Origin of the sequence: Paenibacillus sp. FSL H7-0323, from assembly GCF_038002725.1 — a bacterium.
In the GTDB taxonomy this organism is placed as follows: Bacteria; Bacillota; Bacilli; order Paenibacillales; family Paenibacillaceae; genus Paenibacillus_AQ; species Paenibacillus_AQ odorifer.
This window is the reverse complement of the sequence record NZ_JBBODB010000001.1, coordinates 5,332,070-5,349,994: the sequence shown is the minus strand read 5'-3', so window position 1 is coordinate 5,349,994 and position 17,925 is coordinate 5,332,070. Positions and strand designations below refer to the sequence as shown.

General features: G+C 43.2%; 15 protein-coding genes. 3 read left to right on the top strand and 12 right to left on the bottom strand.

What is annotated here, in order from left to right; genetic code table 11:
* Positions 1-6 precede the first annotated feature (6 nt).
* Positions 7-1,722, bottom strand: coding sequence for an ABC transporter ATP-binding protein (locus tag MHH89_RS24100; RefSeq protein ID WP_341088341.1), 1,716 nt, complete (start codon positions 1,720-1,722; stop codon positions 7-9).
* A gap of 306 nt (positions 1,723-2,028) precedes the next feature.
* Positions 2,029-4,281, bottom strand: coding sequence for a glycoside hydrolase family 127 protein (locus tag MHH89_RS24095; protein ID WP_076307946.1), 2,253 nt, complete (start codon positions 4,279-4,281; stop codon positions 2,029-2,031).
* A 145-nt stretch (positions 4,282-4,426) separates the two neighbouring features.
* Between MHH89_RS24095 and MHH89_RS24090 the strand changes: the two genes are divergently transcribed.
* Complete coding sequence (locus tag MHH89_RS24090; protein WP_076124617.1) at positions 4,427-5,320, top strand: AraC family transcriptional regulator; 894 nt, start codon at positions 4,427-4,429, stop codon at positions 5,318-5,320.
* A gap of 47 nt (positions 5,321-5,367) precedes the next feature.
* Here the strand turns inward: MHH89_RS24090 and MHH89_RS24085 are convergent, their stop codons facing one another.
* The 5 genes from MHH89_RS24085 to MHH89_RS24065 all read right to left on the bottom strand — a co-directional run bounded on the left by MHH89_RS24085 (position 5,368) and on the right by MHH89_RS24065 (position 11,498).
* Entirely contained in the window at positions 5,368-6,345 is a 978-nt protein-coding gene (locus MHH89_RS24085) for a phosphotransferase (RefSeq protein ID WP_076282338.1), read from the bottom strand.
* Positions 6,346-6,447: 102 nt separating this feature from the next.
* The gene (locus MHH89_RS24080) at positions 6,448-8,838 is read right to left on the bottom strand and encodes an ABC transporter permease (RefSeq protein ID WP_341088340.1); all 2,391 of its coding nucleotides are present in this window, start codon (positions 8,836-8,838) and stop codon (positions 6,448-6,450) included.
* Positions 8,839-9,103: 265 nt separating this feature from the next.
* Positions 9,104-10,678: a sigma-70 family RNA polymerase sigma factor gene (locus MHH89_RS24075; RefSeq protein ID WP_076124753.1), complete on the bottom strand. Its 1,575-nt coding sequence runs from the start codon at positions 10,676-10,678 to the stop codon at positions 9,104-9,106.
* A gap of 84 nt (positions 10,679-10,762) precedes the next feature.
* Positions 10,763-11,092, bottom strand: coding sequence for a carboxymuconolactone decarboxylase family protein (locus MHH89_RS24070; RefSeq protein ID WP_076124622.1), 330 nt, complete (start codon positions 11,090-11,092; stop codon positions 10,763-10,765).
* A 1-nt stretch (position 11,093) separates the two neighbouring features.
* The gene (locus MHH89_RS24065) at positions 11,094-11,498 is read right to left on the bottom strand and encodes a tautomerase family protein (RefSeq protein WP_076124624.1); all 405 of its coding nucleotides are present in this window, start codon (positions 11,496-11,498) and stop codon (positions 11,094-11,096) included.
* 110 nt (positions 11,499-11,608) lie between these two features.
* Here MHH89_RS24065 and MHH89_RS24060 point away from each other — a divergent pair, with 110 nt between their 5' ends.
* Both MHH89_RS24060 and infC read left to right on the top strand, forming a co-directional pair.
* Entirely contained in the window at positions 11,609-12,514 is a 906-nt protein-coding gene (locus tag MHH89_RS24060) for a LysR family transcriptional regulator (protein ID WP_076218990.1), read from the top strand.
* Positions 12,515-12,575: 61 nt separating this feature from the next.
* Complete coding sequence (gene infC, locus MHH89_RS24055; RefSeq protein ID WP_076185653.1) at positions 12,576-13,094, top strand: translation initiation factor IF-3; 519 nt, start codon at positions 12,576-12,578, stop codon at positions 13,092-13,094.
* Positions 13,095-13,615: 521 nt separating this feature from the next.
* On the opposite strand, the gene MHH89_RS24050 is transcribed toward infC, so the two are convergent.
* From MHH89_RS24050 to MHH89_RS24030, 5 genes are read right to left on the bottom strand one after another with little or no spacing between them, the layout of a single operon-like run.
* Positions 13,616-14,317 (bottom strand): histidine phosphatase family protein, encoded by a 702-nt coding sequence (locus MHH89_RS24050; RefSeq protein WP_341088337.1) that lies wholly within the window; start codon positions 14,315-14,317, stop codon positions 13,616-13,618.
* A gap of 18 nt (positions 14,318-14,335) precedes the next feature.
* On the bottom strand, positions 14,336-14,938 hold the full coding sequence (locus MHH89_RS24045) for a response regulator transcription factor (protein ID WP_036682756.1): 603 nt from the start codon (positions 14,936-14,938) through the stop codon (positions 14,336-14,338).
* Entirely contained in the window at positions 14,935-16,089 is a 1,155-nt protein-coding gene (locus MHH89_RS24040; RefSeq protein ID WP_341088335.1) for a sensor histidine kinase, read from the bottom strand. Before MHH89_RS24040 ends, MHH89_RS24045 begins: the two co-directional genes overlap by 4 nt.
* A gap of 4 nt (positions 16,090-16,093) precedes the next feature.
* A complete protein-coding gene (locus tag MHH89_RS24035) occupies positions 16,094-16,828 on the bottom strand; it encodes an ABC transporter permease (RefSeq protein ID WP_036682760.1) in 735 nt (244 codons plus the stop codon).
* Positions 16,829-16,830: 2 nt separating this feature from the next.
* Positions 16,831-17,739: an ABC transporter ATP-binding protein gene (locus MHH89_RS24030; RefSeq protein ID WP_341088333.1), complete on the bottom strand. Its 909-nt coding sequence runs from the start codon at positions 17,737-17,739 to the stop codon at positions 16,831-16,833.
* Between the last annotated feature and the right edge of the window lie 186 nt (positions 17,740-17,925).

Below are 17,925 nucleotides of genomic sequence, written 5' to 3'. Positions count from 1 at the left end.
AGCAATTTATCGATAATCTGTAAACGATATTTTTCTATTCCATAACGCTTTAAAAGCTTCGCACTGTTCTATTAAATCATCAAACTTCCCTTCCCCAACAATTGACCCTTGATCCACTACCAATATCTTATCAACGTCTTTTATAAAATTAAGCCTGTGGGCCACAATGATGATAGTTTTATCCTTAAATTCATTCAAAATCGTCTCCGTAAGACTTTGCTCAGTGATATTATCAAGCGCTGACACGGGCTCATCCAGAATTAGAATATTTCTTTTTTGGGCAATGACTCTGGCAAACGCTAATCGCTGTCTTTCGCCTCCTGATAATTTGAGACCTTTTTCGCCTACCAAAGTATCTAAGCGATCCGGTAAATGGCTTACTTTTTCCTGCAAATGAACTTTTCCCAGAATCTCATATAGCTCTTCATCGGACAGAGTATCCTCATCAAATACAATATTATCCCTTATCGTAGCATCAAAAATCGGCGTATCTTGGGATAGATAGGAAATATGATCATAGTAGCTATTCAAACGAATCTCATCGATATCCTTACCGTCCAGTAAGAGTTCACCTTCGCCCTTTTTTAATAACCCCACAATCAATTTAATCAGCGTAGATTTCCCGCCTCCACTTAATCCGACAATAGCAACAGAAGTTCCTCGCGTAAGCGAAAAAGACAGGTTATTCAGTATCTGCACATTCCCATAAGTAAAGGACACCTTCCTAAACTCAATATTGCCTTGGAGCTCAGTGATGGCTTCTCCGGATTCCAAGTTCTTATCTTCTGGGGCAGCAATAAATTCCTCGAATCTTCTGTAGGTCACTTTATTCAGTCTGTAATCTACAAATAAAACATTAAAGATGGCAATTGGGGTATAAATTTTATCGATGAACATAAACAATGCGACCACAATACCTAGTGAGGTCTCGCCTGCGACAATGCTTTTCACACCATAAATCAGGACAACAACTTTAATGATCGTGACAAATAACTCGAATATAGCAAAAAAAGCTTCATGGATCATTTTTAGCTGAGCATTTTTATGAATGATAGTGCGTGCAGTCTGGCTTAATTTATCGATCTCTTTCTCATATCTCTTGTTGGTTCTAAAGACGACCAATTCCATAAACCCGCGGATAGAGAATCTGGACATCTTTTCTTGCTCTTGGAGAATGGCAGCCTTCATGGCATACAGAAATTTCAACAACAGATTTGTTATCAGAAAGACAACCACGTAGCCAGCTGCAATCACTAACATGATCCTTAGATCATAGAAGCTGATAAAGACTAGACTGAATAGAAGAGTAGGTAACAACTCATGTAATGTTTTGAGAAAAAAAGAAAAAATAATGCTGTTTCCAGCCGCTGCCCCGTTCTCGATCACCTTAATCATCTGCCCTGTTCCCATATCCTGATACGCTTGATAATCCATTTTTGATATTTTGGACAGTGCAAGAATCTTTAACCGCTCCGTGATGCTGTTCGATAAAAACACACTCGGGTATTCGTCTATATAATTCAGGATCGCCACCCCAGCTAGCAGAAACCCATACACCATAATTAATGTGGATATTTCACCAAAACTGTTGATTACCGTGGCCTTATCTAATATTTTTTGAAAGACAACAACCCCTAAACTACTTAACAGCTGAATGGCAAAACCCAATAAAATATAACCACATACCCACCACTTTAGATGAGCTAGACTCTTTTTTAACATATCATTTATCCCCTCTTTTAATTGAATGCAAAAAAGCCAGGCGCCCCTATCCCACTGTAAAAAACCATCCACAAATAAACGGTTCTCTAAGTTAAATAGGTTAAGTGCCTGGCTCTACAAAAATAGCTGCCCATGGCACCGTTCAAAGCTCTAGTTAGTTGTAATCAAAAGGGTAGACTCCCCCCTTGATAGCTGGTACGCGTTTCACCCAGCCCGATAACTAGTTCCTTGTAACGGTACGGAAAGACATCCATTTCACCTCAATTAAAAGAATTGACCCTATTATAATTCTGTAAGCCTTTTTATTCAAGAATTACGTTTAACGATACGTAGTCCGGCCACTTGGCCAACCTTATGTCCTTCATGAGAAGCAAACTTGATCGTAACTGCTGATTTGCCGCTCGTGATCGGCTGCGGGAGTTCATAGCGAATCGTCTCCAGCTTATTCATCTCCTCAGACTCAAGAGTGCCTACACCAAGTTGCTCCCCATCCGCCAAAATATCAAATGCCAGCGAAGTATCGTTCGACTTCAGATACGTGACCACCAAATCCACTTGCTTATCCGGCAAAACTTCCATCGTGAAGGAGAACCAGCCATTGATCCAGCTGTCCCGATACTTGCGATTGTGGATTTTACCTAAGCCTACAAATTCACCTGTGAAATTATGATCGCGTTCAGGCTGCATTTCAGCAGGTTGTACCGAATCGACAGTTAACTGCTCAAGCAGCAAGTTATTCTCCACAGCTTCGCGATATTCAGCCTCTGCCAGCTTCCACTCTTCCGGTGTGAACAAATCCCAATACACGGAATAACGATGATCATGCATAGGGTAGAACGGACGAAGCTCATGATCCCCTGTATACCCTAAACCTTTCATCCGGAACACATTATTGCTCACATTAGATTGGATGAGGTTGTCCGTCAGTGTGTCCCGATCTCCGATTAATACGGAAGCAAGGGCGCGATCGCTATTGGTCTCTGCATTTATAGGCCCAAAATCACCTGCGAGCACAAGTGGCCCGTAAAGGAATGCAACTCGGTTCGGATTATCCGGCATCGTCTCGATTCTCACCGACATCGGAATATCGTATTCGACAACGTCTCCATCCTGCCACTCTCTATCCAAAGTAAAGTAGTTAGATTTGCCTACATTTACTTGAACATCTTCACCATTTACGCTAACACTCATCCCTTGCTCAGCCCAGTAAGGATATCTTAGCTTTAATGTGAATTTCGTTGGCTGTGCTGCACTGATCCGCAGTACACCTTGTCCCTCTGCCGGGAACTTGGTCTCTTGCTGCAAGCTAATGCCTTGCTCTTTCCAAGCCACTGTAGAAGGTACGTACTGATTGACATAAAGCTCATCTGCACTATGGAAGTATATCGCCGAGCCATACATAGAATGGCTTTCCATTCCCGAACCTACACAACACGTAAAGCTTTCGAACTGCGAATTAAACGATTTATGTCCACCCATCTCGAGAGATACGAAGTAACATACCCGGCCATCTACCGGCTCCTGAGAGGCTAAGATGTGGTTATACATCGCACGTTCGTAGTAATCCGCATACGCTGCATACGCATCCCATTGGAACATATGCTTAGTCAGCTTCAGCATGTTGTACGTGTTGCATGTCTCACAGGAACCTTCACCCAATCGATCATTTAACTTATCCGGTTCACCAAAATGCTCATTATAGCTGTTGCCGCCGATCACATAAGAATGATGATTCACGACCCGATCCCAGAAGAAGCGGGAAATACCTGCATAATGCTCCTGCCCAGTTACCTCATATTGTCTAGCAGCTCCGATGATTTTTGGAATCTGTGTATTAGCATGTCTTCCAGCTAGGGTATCTTTTTCTACGGCCAGATCATTAAGCACTTCCCCATGATAAAAGCTTTCCGCTAACGCGAGGAAACGATCTTCTCCGGAATCCTCTGCCAAATCCGTCAGCGCTTCATTCATGCCGCCAAACTCACAACGCAGCACCTCTTGGATCTGATCTTTACTCAGCCCTGCAAAAATATCCTCAAGCCACAGCCCCAGCTTCGTTTCAATAACGAGCGCCTTCTGATTGCCGGCCAATCGATAAGCATCGCGAAGACCTGCAAACAGCTTATGCATCGTGTAAAGCGGCACCCAACCTCCGTTGAGGTCAAAGCCCTGTGAGCGAATGTCGCCTGCCTTCACTTCCTCAAATAACTCCTTGCCACGAGGAATGCCGGAAATAAAGCCATTGCCATGCGCATCCTGACATAGCTCTAATTCATCTACTACATAATTCACGCGTTGTAGCAGCTCTTCATTTCCCGTAGAGGCATACATTAACGCACATCCAGAAATATAATGGCCTAACGTATGGCCGCTAATGCCCTGAGATTCCCAGCCCTCGTAGTGAGCAGCCTTAGGCTCTAAGCCAGCATATTCGCGAAAACGCGACAGAAGCCGATCTGCCTCAAGCTTGAGTAAATAATCAGTATTTAACTCCATCGCATGGAGAAGTGGACCTGAATCAATTCGTACGTTCTGTAGATCAAAAGCTTGCGTCTTCAATGAAATCGCTCCCTCGTAATCTTGTCAGGGTTAGATGACAAGTGTATATTTGTATCCATAAGATAACACCGGAACGTTGATTTGTCGGTAGATCAGTCGTACAAATAGTGGACAAACCCGACTTATTGATTGCTAGGAGGACCGCATGACCTACTTAAAAATAAATGCAGATGTACCTGTTCATTTTACAGCGGCAGGTGAATTTATCTCAGAAACACCATGGAAGCATGTGGAGCGTGTTATGGGGAACTACGAACTAATCATTGGCGTGAACGAAACGGTATATTTGAGTGAGGAGAACAAACAATTTGAAGTAGGCCCTGACGAAGCTTTTCTGCTCATGCCTAATCGCACACATGTCGGCTATAGAGAGTCACGACCCGGGGTTAAGTTTTATTGGTTTCATTTCGAACTGACAACCGAGGGGTTATTACTGAGTGAGGAGGAAATGAAGCCTGAGGCAGAAGAAATCTTTTCGCGCACACAGCGCTTATGGTCCGTACATGATCTATATCTGCCCCAAATCATAAAAATCGAACATAGTGACCGGATTCATATTCTGGCGAATCAAATCCTTCATGTGGCCAACTCGGGGTATTTAACCTATTCCAGCGTTAATTATTTGCTGACCTCGCTTTTAATTGAGCTGTCTGAGCATGCACTTCAGCCGTTCGCCAGTAAGCTGATCCGCGCACAGCAAGATGTCACCTTCGTCAAAATAGCTGAGTGGACAAGGATACATGCAAGCGAACCGCTTACCGTGGCCATCATCGCGGATAAATTCAATTACAACAAGGACTATTTAGCTCGGCTATTTAAACAGCATACCTCCATGGGGCCATTGGAATATATCCATTCAGTACGTGTGACTAAAGCGAAGGAGCTACTAACCAGAACCGCATTAAGCGTGAGGGACATCGCGACAGAGACGGGATTCACCGACGATAAATATTTCATGCGCCTCTTCCGAAAATACGAAAACATGACGCCCACCCAATATCGTAACGCTTATCATAAGACGTTTATGAATAATGACTGAAGTAAAGCCACCCCTAAATATGGAGTGGCTTCTTGTTTGGGTATTGTCTATTGGATAGAATGAACTTCACACCAATTACGTAGGAATTGCAGATTAGTATTGAAGTAATGATCGTTTTGCCACCCACAACTCCAAACCTGTGCGTTCCCTGTGTGCAGACCCATCAACCATATCTCCCGGATAGCAACAAATATAGGGATTGCCTTTAAATCGTTCTCAGATAATACTTTATGCTTTTGGTATGAATCCAGGAAAACAGTCCATTGTTCATTGTCAAAATGCTCTCGTTCTTTCCCTCTAACCCTTGACCACAGAAACACGGAAACATCATAGGCCCTCCAGCCAAAACCTCCGCAATCAAAGTCGAAATGAGTCAGGGTATCCTCGTAGAAATGTACGTTCGCTCCATGAAGATCACCATGACATGCCCCCCAATCCAGCTCTGATGAGATTTCAGCTATGCTATTTGCCAATACTTCCGACAAAGATTCTAGATAATCGATATCCTCTTGCCTGTGGGATAAAGGCTTGCGAATCGATTGAAGCGGTTCTTGAAGCAGATGATCCAGATTAAGCGTAAATCTTTGCTGCCCACATTCGAAATCATCCATAGCCAGATGCATCTTAGCCACTTGTTCACCGTATAATTCACAGCTAGCTTTTTCATCGGAATAATTGCCTTTTGCAAAAGTAAACAGAACTGCGTAACGTATTCCTTCAGGAGCCTCCAGCTCAATTAGGTAACCACCCTCCCTGCTGATTACCGGAGCCGATACAGGGATATTCTTCTTATTTAAGTGATTCAATAACTCCAGTTCAAAATCAATCTCATGTTTATTTCGCCAATGAGCTTTATAGATCCTAAGAATGTATTTATCAATAGAGGTCTTTAGTAAATAGGTATCATTAAGTCCGTTCTCATAAAAACTACACTCCAAAACATCCCCGATTTCATAAAGATCATTAATTACGGGTACTATGGCATGGGAAGAAATTACGGAATGATACACCGGTAGTTTCAGCATATAAATCACCCTTCAACGTTAATTGCTACTCACTATTTATTTTCACGTTTGGCCCGTATAAAGGCGAGGGATTTATTAAATATAGCTAAACTTTCCGCATCGTTAATTTAATTGCTCTATAATGCTCTGCTTCGATATTGATCGTCTAACAAACTGAACCATACCAGTCTGGACAAGTAAAATAACCAAGAAATACAGGAAAATAGCACTCCAAGGGAATTGGTATTGAATGTAGGAAAGCCCCCCCATATTCCCTGCACTCTTACTTATCATGTATCCCATTAGATTGCCCGTAAAAAGAGCCATCGTAAAGCTTCCAACCACTAAAAATCCTGTTTCATAGGTTAACATAACCATTAATTGTTTTCGGCTCATTCCTATGGCTTGCATAAGGCCTAGCTCCCCTTTTCTTGCAGAAATAGTGGTGATTATGGTGTTCAAGAGATTGATCATACTGAATACTGCTATAAAAACCATAAAACTATACACTGAAATAGTAATAGTTCTAAAAGCAATTCTATTGGATTCCACAACTTCGGAAAAAGACAATAATTTGAGTGTATCCTCATTGAGAATCACACCCTCTAACTCACTCTTTATTGACTCTTCATTCGATTTATCCATAGTAATAACTTCGTAGCTCTTATTGCTATTAAAAGGGGCTACAGTTTGCATTACTTTGGGTGGAAGATAAAATGAAGTTCCTGAATTCTTATCCGTAATATCTCCAATGATCTCAAAATCATGTTTAACCTTCTCCTGATCATTAGCAATTATGAATGAAATATGATCACCGACAGCGTAATGAGCCCCGTAATAATCTAAGTCACTACTGGCGCTGTTAAGGAGAATGTAGGATGCATCCGACGAATCAACATCCGGGATCTTCCCCTCAGCCAAATGACTACTCCATCTTTCGTTGTTTAACGTAGGGATATTCTCAATACTGACTATCGCGGCCCCGTCATCCGTTTTTATTCCTTCGATAGCAGCTTCAATATACTGATGTTCGATTACGTCCTCAACTTCATTTATAGCTAAGATTTTATTTTTTAAAGAAGTAGATAGTTGCCCTTCCGTCTGAAGATCACTTAATGAAATTGTTTCAGAATACAATTCAGTATTGATTTGAATATCAAACCGACCATGATTCGGAAAATATTTCTCTGCTTTTGAGATTGGATCGACCGAATTTAACAATGTCCCTAAGGAAATAAATAGCGTTCCGCTCAAAAAAAGAGACAGCAAAGTTATCACCGTTTTTTTTCTACCTCTTGATAAGTTCAACGCAGCTAAAGTAAATGGAGTTAATCTTTTAGAGCTCTTTTTCTCCTTTTTTTTATAGACATCGGCTTCTACGTGTTTAATGGCTGCTATAGGGGAAATTCTTGATGCGAATTTAGATGGTGCGTTTAATGAAGCTCTAACTGTTACTATAGTGAGCAAACCTGCTAAAAAGGCAAGTGAAATGCTTGGAACTACATTCCAGTGAAAGCCACTTAAAATCCAGCTCATTAAACATCCAAGGATAACTCCAATAGGAATATATTTTCTAGAAAGATTTTTCCCTTCATATAGAACAAGTTGTTTTATCTGCTTTTTTGTTGCACCTATTGCTCTAAGTTGTCCGTATTGTTTAATTCGCTTAGTAATTGAAATATAAAAGATATTGTAGATGACAAGCCAACAAGCCAGTGCGATAATCAGCATGATAGACAAGATGGATATCACAGTGCTTCCTGACAGATTATTACTGTCCACATTCACATTATTGATCTGAACATTTCTCTCAGAGATACCCATTCGCTGCCCTATTTCTTTGATTTTTGACTTCAGTTCCTCGTTGGAATAACTGCTGCTGTTGTTGATGCTAATTGCCGCGGAGTAATCCTCTTTGGAAAGAAACGGATCTGCCTCAACGAACGCGCTTGATACCAGAGCATTGTAGCCGATTCGATTCTCGTTACCTGATGCGGTTGTTTGCAGAATTCCAGAAATCACAAATTGGCTGGTTTGAAATTCTTTGCTGGCATTGTTTCTAAATTGCAAAGAAATAGAATCGCCAAGCCCCAGGCTTCGATCATCGGATAACTGAAAGTCTTTTTCTATTGCAATTTCATTTTCTTTTGTAGGGAACTTCCCCAGAACGATATTGGCATTTGATAAATCCATCATGGCTTGATCCGTGTAGAGAATGGACAATAAGCGTTCTTCTTTTTTCTCTCTGCCTATTTCCTTATAGAGTCCGATTTTATTAATTCCCTCTATTTCTTTCAATCGTGAGATTTCATTGTTATTGATATTATAGAATAAAGCCTGGAAATTCGACTCATGTTGTAGGTTAGTAAAAGAATTATAACCAAAGGTCATTACAACAGTTAATAAAAACGCAGCTAAAGCTATCACACTGCCTACAAAGTAATTTTTGGTTTTTTCCGCTTTTAAATTTGCTTTTGCAATTCTTATCATTGCTGTTTTATTCTGTATGGACATTGATACATCATCCTCCTATCGTATAACGAATATTCCTCCCTTTGCATCATCAAGTGAATACTTTCACTATTTATTCTATAGATAATATTCTCCAACAAAGATCAATCACCCTTTAAATAGATGATATATACTATATTTACTATTCATATAATATATGGATACAACAAAAAAGACTTCCCCCTCTGGAGCGTTTGAGTATCTCCAAGTTAGTGGAAGTCTTTTTATGCTCAATATGCCTTGTGTAGCAAACATTTAGATTAATAAATTACGCCTCGGTACTTCTCTCCTGAAGCGCACCGACCAACGGATTCCACCGCCAGCGCGGAGTCAATCCTTGCAGATGTACACCTCCAAACCACTCATCGCTGCCATTCTTCTGCACCCAGTCTTCGTTTCCAGCTATTACACTCTTACCTAGCTCTGTTAATACAAGCTCACAGTCTTTAAATTGCATTACTGAATCGTTATAAACAGGGAACTCATTGCATCCATGGGTTTGTAGCAAAGGGTACGTGCCTTGTACCATCTTTCTTAGGATATGCCAATATTGCAGGTCGCCCATTCCTAAGATGTTAAGCTTATCACCCACATTTTTGAACAGCTCATAGGGTGATTTTATTCCCTCACGGATCATCTCCAGCGTGATTTGTTCTACGATGCCAAGTCCGTTTGTAGTAGAAGGAAAGCGCGATAAATGCGCCCGGAAGGCGTCATGTGCAAAGGGTAAAGCCGATGTATCTGTAGTTAATCGTTGTTGCAGCAATTCTGGATTCGGTGATACATAGGCTTCCCAGAGTGCTTGACCTGCTTCTAATTCTTTGGCTCCGATTAGCTTCCATGTGCCTGATAATGTTTCCATCTGCTCTATAGAAAGTTGTCCAAGTCCTCGAAATAACTTTATTCCCGGATACTCTCCAATGCATAGTAAGCTTAGCTTGGTGGTTAACATTTTCTGCTTCGAGAACCAATGGAGTAAATAACTGAGCATCGTCTGATCGAAAAGGTCATGCTCGAACCATAACACCACTTCTTCATATTTATGGAAATCAGCTAAAATCTTCTCTTGCCTCTCACTATTGGCGATAAATTCCCTCTGCGGAATCCCCATCGTTTGTTCCAAATATTGCGCTCGAACAGCGCGGTTATCTCCATCGGCAGGATCCAAGAATACCGGCCCATGCGAATATACCTCTCTCCACACTAGTACATCACCTTTCACGATTCCTTGCCGCAGCTTCTCTCCCACTACATCTCCATTTACAATGTGAAGCACAGCTTTTCCCCCTTCGTACAAATGGTTGAATACGGAAAGAACATCTGCCACAGGCAATGCACCTTTCAGCTTGCGGCGGGCATCAAAAAGTCGCTTCTTCAATACCGAAACCGAAGTCCCCAGAAAGTCAGCAATCTCTTGTAGTGAGTAGCCTTGAAAATAATATAATTGAACGGCAATCCGCATATTGGACGTTAATGCAGCTATAGACTCGTGAACCAGCCGTTGGGTTTCCTTTTTCTCAATAATATCTGCTATAGAAAATGGAGATTCTGTCGCTTGCGCAGCTTCCTCGTAGGGTAATGCAGGATGCTGCTTTCTTCGCAAGATGCGATAACATTGCCGCACCACAATAGCTTTAAACCAGCCCGGGAATGCCTCTACTGCTCGTAATTTATTCAAATGCAAAAAGGCTTCTGTGAAAGCTTCCTGCACAGCATCTTCCGCTAATTGATAGTCACGCAGCTTTTCGAACGCAACTGCATTGGCCATCGGTGTAAAGTGCTTAACAATCTGTTCAAAAGCTTGTCGGTCTCCTTGTTTAGCCTCTTCGATATACTGAAGCATCTGTCCTCCGCTCCCTTCTTCCGTATTATATACAAGTGCCAATGAAGTTCCTAAAGGTTACGGATGGGATTGAAAAGTCAGACGTTATTTATTTTTTCCTATTACATCCTTTGCAACTTCTAGAGCTGAAGAGGCTCGCGGCCAACCTACATAAAAAGAAAGGTGGGTGATGGCCTCCACGATTTCTTCAAGTTGTAAGCCGTTCTCTAAAGCCAAGTGCAGATGATAGGGGAGTTGTTCCGTCATGCCCCCCATCACCAAGGCAGAAATCGTAATCATGCTACGATCCCGAAGTGATAATTGCTCACGTCTCCATAAGTCCCCAAATAACACATTTTCCGAGTAGTCGACGAATGCCGGAGCGAACTCCCCTAACGATTCCCGTACATTTGTGACGATTTTCTGATGCGCCATATTACACCTCCCTAACCGGAGGTTGTAGCATTTGAGCAACACCGTTACCAAACGACCAATCTTCGAATTCCGTATCGACGAGCACAATGAATATATCTTCTTTTCTGATGTTTAGCGTCATCGATAATTCCTCGGCTAGCCTCGCGTAAAAGCTTTTCTTCTGTTCCGTTGATCTTCCGGATTTTAGCGTAACTTGGATATATATCAGTCCGTCGCTTCGTTCAATATTTAAATAATCTTTACTATAAAAAAATTCCCCCGCTTTATGCGCATGAAAAACCTGAAACATATCATCCTCCGGTACATGGAAATGCTGAATTAACGCGCTCATAATCGCTCTGCATATTCCTTCTAGCTGATGAGTGTCGTATTGTTGCTCCAGATAACTGACTCTAATGAATGGCATTATAATTCACTCCTTCTTTGGAATTCTTTTATTGTACTCTCAGTATTTTGATTTATATAATTGAATAAGATAATAATCTTAATCAATTATACCGATAGAGGTGACAATCGATGGATCTAAAAGAACTGATGGCTTTTAAGACCATTCTTCAAGAAGGCACTTTCTCACGCGCTGCAGAGAAGTTGAATTATGCACAGTCTACTATTACCAACCAAATTCAACGACTTGAAAAAGAACTGGGCATACAACTCTTTCACAGAGGCTGGGAAGTAGAACTGACAAGTGCCGGGCAAGTTTTTGCAGGGGAAATCGATAACCTTATTCAACATTGGAACTATGTAACAGAACTCACCAAAGCTTTACAGCATGACGAAATTGGTACACTTCATATCGGAAGCATTGAATCCATGATGGAATCCGTCCTACCGAACGCCTTGCGAAAGTTTCAGGAGCAAAAACCAAAGATGGCATGTAACTTCATTCAGGGTAACACTGATTCCCTCTCACAACTTGTTCTACAAAGAGAACTGGATTTCGCCATCTGCGGTGAGCCGTCCGACCTGTCTTTCTTTTATTTCGAACCGCTTTATCACGAGAAAATCGCTTTTATAGTAGATGAAAATCATCCTTTAAACGGACGAGACGATATTTCATTTCGAGAAATTCTTGAATATCCAATTATAGCTGGAGGACGCACTTGCTTATATTACCTTCGGTTAGCTAAGCAATTTTCGAGATTCGAATCAAAGCCCACTTTATCCACCATAAGCCAAATCTCTGCTATTCCTCATTTTGTAAGAAAGAACCCTGGGGTAGGGGTAGTGCTTGATTCGACAGCTTTAATGACAGATATCGTAAAAATAGATGTTGAACTAAGCGAGCCGTTCATTCAAGTGGGTATATTGCAGCGGCGCAACCGAGAATATCTAGCAACATCATCTAAAAAACTAATCCTACAAATCATAAAAGAAGAAATTGAGAGGATTAGTAACGCTAATCCTACGCTCCACATTTGAACCTCAAGCTAGTTCCATATATGATAGCTTTATCATCGTTATCAGGGGAGGATTCATAGAAGTGGCAGTATTAATCAATGAACAAATCAGAGCATCCGAAGTAGTTCTTACAGGACTTAGGGGTGAGAAGCTGGGTATCGTCTCACGGGAAGAGGCGCTGGCCATGGCCAGATCAGCAGGAGCTGATCTGGTATGCACCTCGCTAATGAGCAGCCCACCGCCCTGCAGCCTAACTGCAAAGGGCAAAGCAAAAGCGGCCGCGCAGAAAGAAGCAGCCTCAGCACGCAAGGCCAGTGGTGGCTCAGCTGCAAAGGGCGGCAGCAAGGAGAAGGTCAAAGAGCTCCGCTTCACTGCTCATATTGAAGAGCACGACTACGATACTAAGCTCCGTCAGGCTGAGAAGCATCTCCGCTCCGGCAAGCCGGTGCAATTAGTTGTCAAAGCATCCGGTGCGAAGGAAGCTGCTGCCGCAAAGACGGTACTAGAACGCCTCGTAGCTGACCTCAAGGAAGTCGGAGTCAAAGATACCGGCATCCAGACAGGCGGCAAAGGTTCACAGGTGAAATTAAATCCACGGTGAAGAGTGGAATTTCAGATAATTTAGGCTCAAAACCAAAATTAGTAGACCATTTCATGAAAAAGCTGCTGCTATCAGCAAATGTAGCTTTATTGCGAGCAGAATTCAGAATTGCGTTTGGACACCACAGCCCTTATTCGTAACTATTTCGCTGTTCTGGGATGCTAACGGACTTCAGAGACTTTATATCACTAAAATAGCACGATATTCCCTCCATTTATGGAAAATAAGATCTCTCGAGTCCGCAACTTCCTCCAAAAGGCTTAAAATGTACAAATAGCTGCATCTAAGTCCGTTAGCACAATAGCAAGTGGAAATCAGGAACTGGGCAAGGGGCATGATTCTTATATGCAAGCAAAAGCGCCTTCGGTGCCCCTAAAGGACGGTAAGCGTTTATGCGAGAAATAGAAGGATAATGTCTCGTGCCAAACTTATACTTTCTTGTATTATTAAAAAAGGCCATCCTCTGCGGGATGGCCTTTCACTTCATAGACAATGTTCTTGCTCGCTCTTAATCAGTCACCTTAAACATGATTACCCATTAATCCCCTCGGGCGATAGTTCATACCCCCAGCATAGAGGTGGGAGACATCTCCCAATCCAATACATCTGGGAACTGCATAGTGCTCGCTGCGCTCTTCAAACAAGATCGTCGTTACCGAGCTTGGAGCAAGCCAAAATACGGACCAAGCCAAGGCTAAAGGAATCTGCAATAAATGGGCTAGCCATGCAAGGCCAAAGCCACCGTGACACACAACTCCAATCTTCTTGGTAGAAGGCTCGAGGATACGATATAGGCCATCTTCTCTTTTAAAGTGGTGGCTAAGCAAGAATTGATCTGAAGCCGCTTGTAGTTCGCTAAACCGCAATCTGTATTCCTCTTGTTTTAACCAATGATCTGTTTGATCAGACCATTCTCTTTTTCCACTTGATAGTTCACTAATATGTTCTCCCGGACTATCCCATATAGGCGCCATTTGTCCATCCAACATAACCCCTGTCCAATCCAATTCACAAGTCCAAGGTTCTGTCTGAATTACAAGTTCCGTCTCTTTGGCCACATAACTTGCTGTTGTCTGTGCTCTACCCAATGGTGAAGCATATAATTCATCCAGTCCGATAGATGCCATGCGTTTTCCCAATGCCGCTGCTTCCTGATGCCCGAATTCCGTTAGATCATCTATGGAATAGTCCGGATCACCATGACGAATCAGAAATATTTGCATAACAATGCCCTCCTCCCCTCAAATCCAGCCTTTTTCTTCCGCCAGCCGTACCGCCTCAATCCGGCTTTTCACTTCCAGCTTATTGAGTATTTCAGAGATGTAATTGCGGACAGTGCCATAAGACAGATGCAGCGAAAAGGCTATCTCGCTCGCGGTTTGCCCTTCTCCAGCCAGTTTTAAAATCTCGCGCTCCCGTGCTGTTAATGGATTCTCCTCCCGCAGACTGCCGAAGACTAACTCAGGAGATACCTCCCGATGTCCAGCCATGACACGACGAATAGATTCAGCTAGCTTATCTACAGGCTCGTCCTTCAACAAATACCCTTGAATACCAGCCTTTACTCCACGCTCAAAATACCCTGGACGGGCAAAGGTGGTCAAAATAATAATTCGGGTCGGACAACCCTTACTCCGCAATATTTCTGCAACCTCCAGCCCGCTCTTGAACGGCATTTCAATGTCCATGAGACAGACATCTGGCTGAAGCTTGTCGATTAAAGCTAACGCCTCCGCCCCATCACAAGCTTCTCCGACTACTTCGATATCGTCTTCAAGATCCAGCAAAGAAGCCATCGCTCCCCGAAGCAGACGTTGGTCCTCCGCTATAACAATGCTTATCATGCAGTCTCACCCCCTTGTGCATCTTTTACGATTAGCGGGATGGTAACGATCAGCGTAGCTCCCTGACCCTCAGCTGAGCTTAGCGACAGGGAGCCATCAATCAGGGATAGACGCTCTGCCATTCCCTTCATGCCATTTCCATCGCTAAGCCCACCATTCCCTCTCTCCCCATGCTGTAGACCAATGCCGTTATCCTTAACGGTAATTCGCACTTCTCCAGCCAGCTTTGCCACTCCTATGAAGCATTTGTCCGCTCTACTATGCTTTACGATATTAGTCACTGCTTCTTTGATACAGAGGCTGAGGATATTTTGCGTCAGATCGGATACCCCCTCCAGAGAGATATCCCCTTCCACTTCTAAGGCGATCTCTGCCGTCCGCAGCATCTCTCCAGCTTCAGCCAGTTCCTCTGCTACTGAGACCGCACGCATTTCCGACACTAGCTCACGCACTTGACGGAGCGCAGCCCGTGAAGTGCGCTGAATTTCCCGCGCCTCCTCTTGGGCTCGCTCCGTATTTTTCGTCACCAGCTTCTCTACGAGTTGGCTCTTTAACGTAATCAAGGACAAGGTATGGCCAAGAGTATCATGCAGGTCACGGGCGATTCGCATTCGTTCCTCACGCTTCACCAGCTCTTTAATCACCTCATTGGCTTGATCCAGCTCTTTCTCCAGCTTCTGATTCCGATTCATGGACCTCACTCCGAACGGACTAATCAACATAATAATAATAAACGGAGCTAAAAACATCACGCTTCCCCACTCCATCTCACGACCCACTAAGACCAGCACCGAAAGGATCATGATCACAAAAGAAGCAAATGCAATTTTGAACCCTTTATTCTCCGTATAATATGCGATAAAATTTGCGGTGAAAAAGCCCATGTACAGATTATAGGGGGTATAGAACACACTAAGCACCACGATGATTAACATTTGAATAAATAACCAAACATTAAACACTCCACCCCGCACCCAATATAGCTGGCGATAGCTGATGGCAAACACCGCTATCATAATCCCGCCCAGGATGAGCTTCATTCCAGTCTCCCCGCGCAAATTCAGGATGGGCAAAACCAGATAAACAGCCCATACAAAAGGGAAAAAACCCTGTTTTTGTGGAAATAACCGGAACTTCGCACGCTCAGCCATTCATTCACACCGCTTCCTGTTTTTTTCGAATATAGACCGATAGTAACATAAAAACTACCAAATATCCGAGTAAAATCAAGACATTACTCCACGTCGGAGCTGAGCCACGAACGATCTCCCAGGCTCCATTCCCATAGTTATAGGAAGGCAACCAATGACCAATCCGCTGCATTAATCGTGGCAGTATCTCAATCGGCATCCACATGCCTCCTGCTACAGCAAGAGCCATATAAATCACGTTGCTGACTCCACTGGCTGTATCCACCCGTTTCATAGCACCTACAAGCGTACCAATCGCTAAAAATGGTAGAGAACCGATCAGGATCCACAGCCCGCTAAGCACCCATTGACCTGCGGATAAAGAGACGCCATTGATTAAATAGCCTGCGATAAAAATACAAATGACCGAAAACAGATGCATCATCGTCTGTCCGAACATTTTTCCGAAAAAATAGATCGATCCCGGCAGCGGTGTAATCCGAATAAAGGTGGTCCAGCCTTGTGTTCGTTCTTGCACCAACCGGATGCCAAGCGTCATAATGGCTGAGCCCATTACACTGAAGGTCGCCATGGACATTAAATAATGAGCACGCCACGTTAGGTCATCGCTACCTGTATTGACCACCCGGGTGAAGATGAAATAGAACATGATGGGCATGAGCAAAGACCAGAACACATAATAGGGATTACGGATGATCCGCAGCATTTCCGCTTTACACTGTACAGTAATTAGTCTCATGGTTAGACAGCCTCCTCTTGGTTCATGGTCAATTGTTCAAAAGCCTCATCCAAACGTCCCTGATCAATTCGAACATCCTTCACAGGAAGTCCAGCCACAAAAATCGCTTTAAGCGCCTCATCTGTATCCTCTGTGGTCACGTGAATGCGGCCATCTTTTTCATAACAATCCTCTATAGCAGCTAGGTCTAGCAGGTTTCTGCGCAATTGCGAGCGATCACCCACAGGCAGGAAGGACACGGAACGCTTCACAATCCGCGATTTAATCTCATCTGGACTTCCGTCCGCAACTAAGTGTCCTTTACTGAATAATAGAATACGATCCGCGATATCTTCTGCTTCCTGCAAATAATGGGTCGTGAACACAATCGTTTTTCCTTGCTCCGCAAGTCCACGAACCGTTTCCCAGAACCGCCGCCGGGAAGTAATATCAAGTCCGACTGTAGGTTCATCTAAAAAGATCAGCTCCGGATTACCCGCGAGGGCTAGCGCAAAGCCCAAACTACGCTTTTGACCGCCCGAGAGCTTCTCGGCGTATCTATTCAAATCGGCTGGCGCAAGTCCAGTAGCCTTAATTAGAAACTCCATATCCATAGGCTTTGGATAATAGCTGCGGATCAGATCAATGATCTCCCGCACCTTTAGCCGATCCATTACACTTACCTCCTGCAGCATCGCTCCAATCTTTTCACGTACTGCTTTATCCTTCGGATGATGACCGAACAACTCCACTGTACCCTCGGTAGGCTCTATTAGCCCCAGCAGCATGCCTAATGCCGTTGTTTTACCCGCTCCGTTCGGTCCCAGAATAGCTGTAATCGAACCTTTAGCAATGTTAAAGCTGATATTATCTACGGCCTTTTTATCCTTATATATTTTGCTGACCCCGTGCATTTCTATAATATTATCCATAACGTAATCCCTCCGCTTCCGAATGCGTTTGATCTATTTCAATCATATGGAAAAAGAAGACATGACATTAGTATGGACTGTCATTTCTTTAAGATGACAACTGTCACCTTCCTGGCTTCGAATAAAAAAAAGAGGCTGCCCTATCAGTAGAATGAACTACTAATAAGGCAGCCTCTTTAGGTGAAG

What these genes read in the sequence shown, in the direction of transcription:
- MHH89_RS24060 (WP_076218990.1), top strand. Translation starts at nt 11,609, where the DNA reads ATGGATCTAAAAGAACTGATGGCTTTTAAGACCATTCTTCAAGAAGGC.
- MHH89_RS24090 (WP_076124617.1), top strand. Translation starts at nt 4,427, where the DNA reads ATGACCTACTTAAAAATAAATGCAGATGTACCTGTTCATTTTACAGCG.
- MHH89_RS24040 (WP_341088335.1), bottom strand. Translation starts at nt 16,089, where the DNA reads ATGGCTGAGCGTGCGAAGTTCCGGTTATTTCCACAAAAACAGGGTTTT.
- MHH89_RS24070 (WP_076124622.1), bottom strand. Translation starts at nt 11,092, where the DNA reads ATGGCGCATCAGAAAATCGTCACAAATGTACGGGAATCGTTAGGGGAG.
- MHH89_RS24100 (WP_341088341.1), bottom strand. Translation starts at nt 1,722, where the DNA reads ATGTTAAAAAAGAGTCTAGCTCATCTAAAGTGGTGGGTATGTGGTTAT.
- MHH89_RS24035 (WP_036682760.1), bottom strand. Translation starts at nt 16,828, where the DNA reads ATGAGACTAATTACTGTACAGTGTAAAGCGGAAATGCTGCGGATCATC.
- MHH89_RS24075 (WP_076124753.1), bottom strand. Translation starts at nt 10,678, where the DNA reads ATGCTTCAGTATATCGAAGAGGCTAAACAAGGAGACCGACAAGCTTTT.
- MHH89_RS24065 (WP_076124624.1), bottom strand. Translation starts at nt 11,498, where the DNA reads ATGCCATTCATTAGAGTCAGTTATCTGGAGCAACAATACGACACTCAT.
- MHH89_RS24080 (WP_341088340.1), bottom strand. Translation starts at nt 8,838, where the DNA reads ATGTCCATACAGAATAAAACAGCAATGATAAGAATTGCAAAAGCAAAT.
- MHH89_RS24050 (WP_341088337.1), bottom strand. Translation starts at nt 14,317, where the DNA reads ATGCAAATATTTCTGATTCGTCATGGTGATCCGGACTATTCCATAGAT.
- MHH89_RS24085 (WP_076282338.1), bottom strand. Translation starts at nt 6,345, where the DNA reads ATGCTGAAACTACCGGTGTATCATTCCGTAATTTCTTCCCATGCCATA.
- MHH89_RS24045 (WP_036682756.1), bottom strand. Translation starts at nt 14,938, where the DNA reads ATGATAAGCATTGTTATAGCGGAGGACCAACGTCTGCTTCGGGGAGCG.
- MHH89_RS24030 (WP_341088333.1), bottom strand. Translation starts at nt 17,739, where the DNA reads ATGGATAATATTATAGAAATGCACGGGGTCAGCAAAATATATAAGGAT.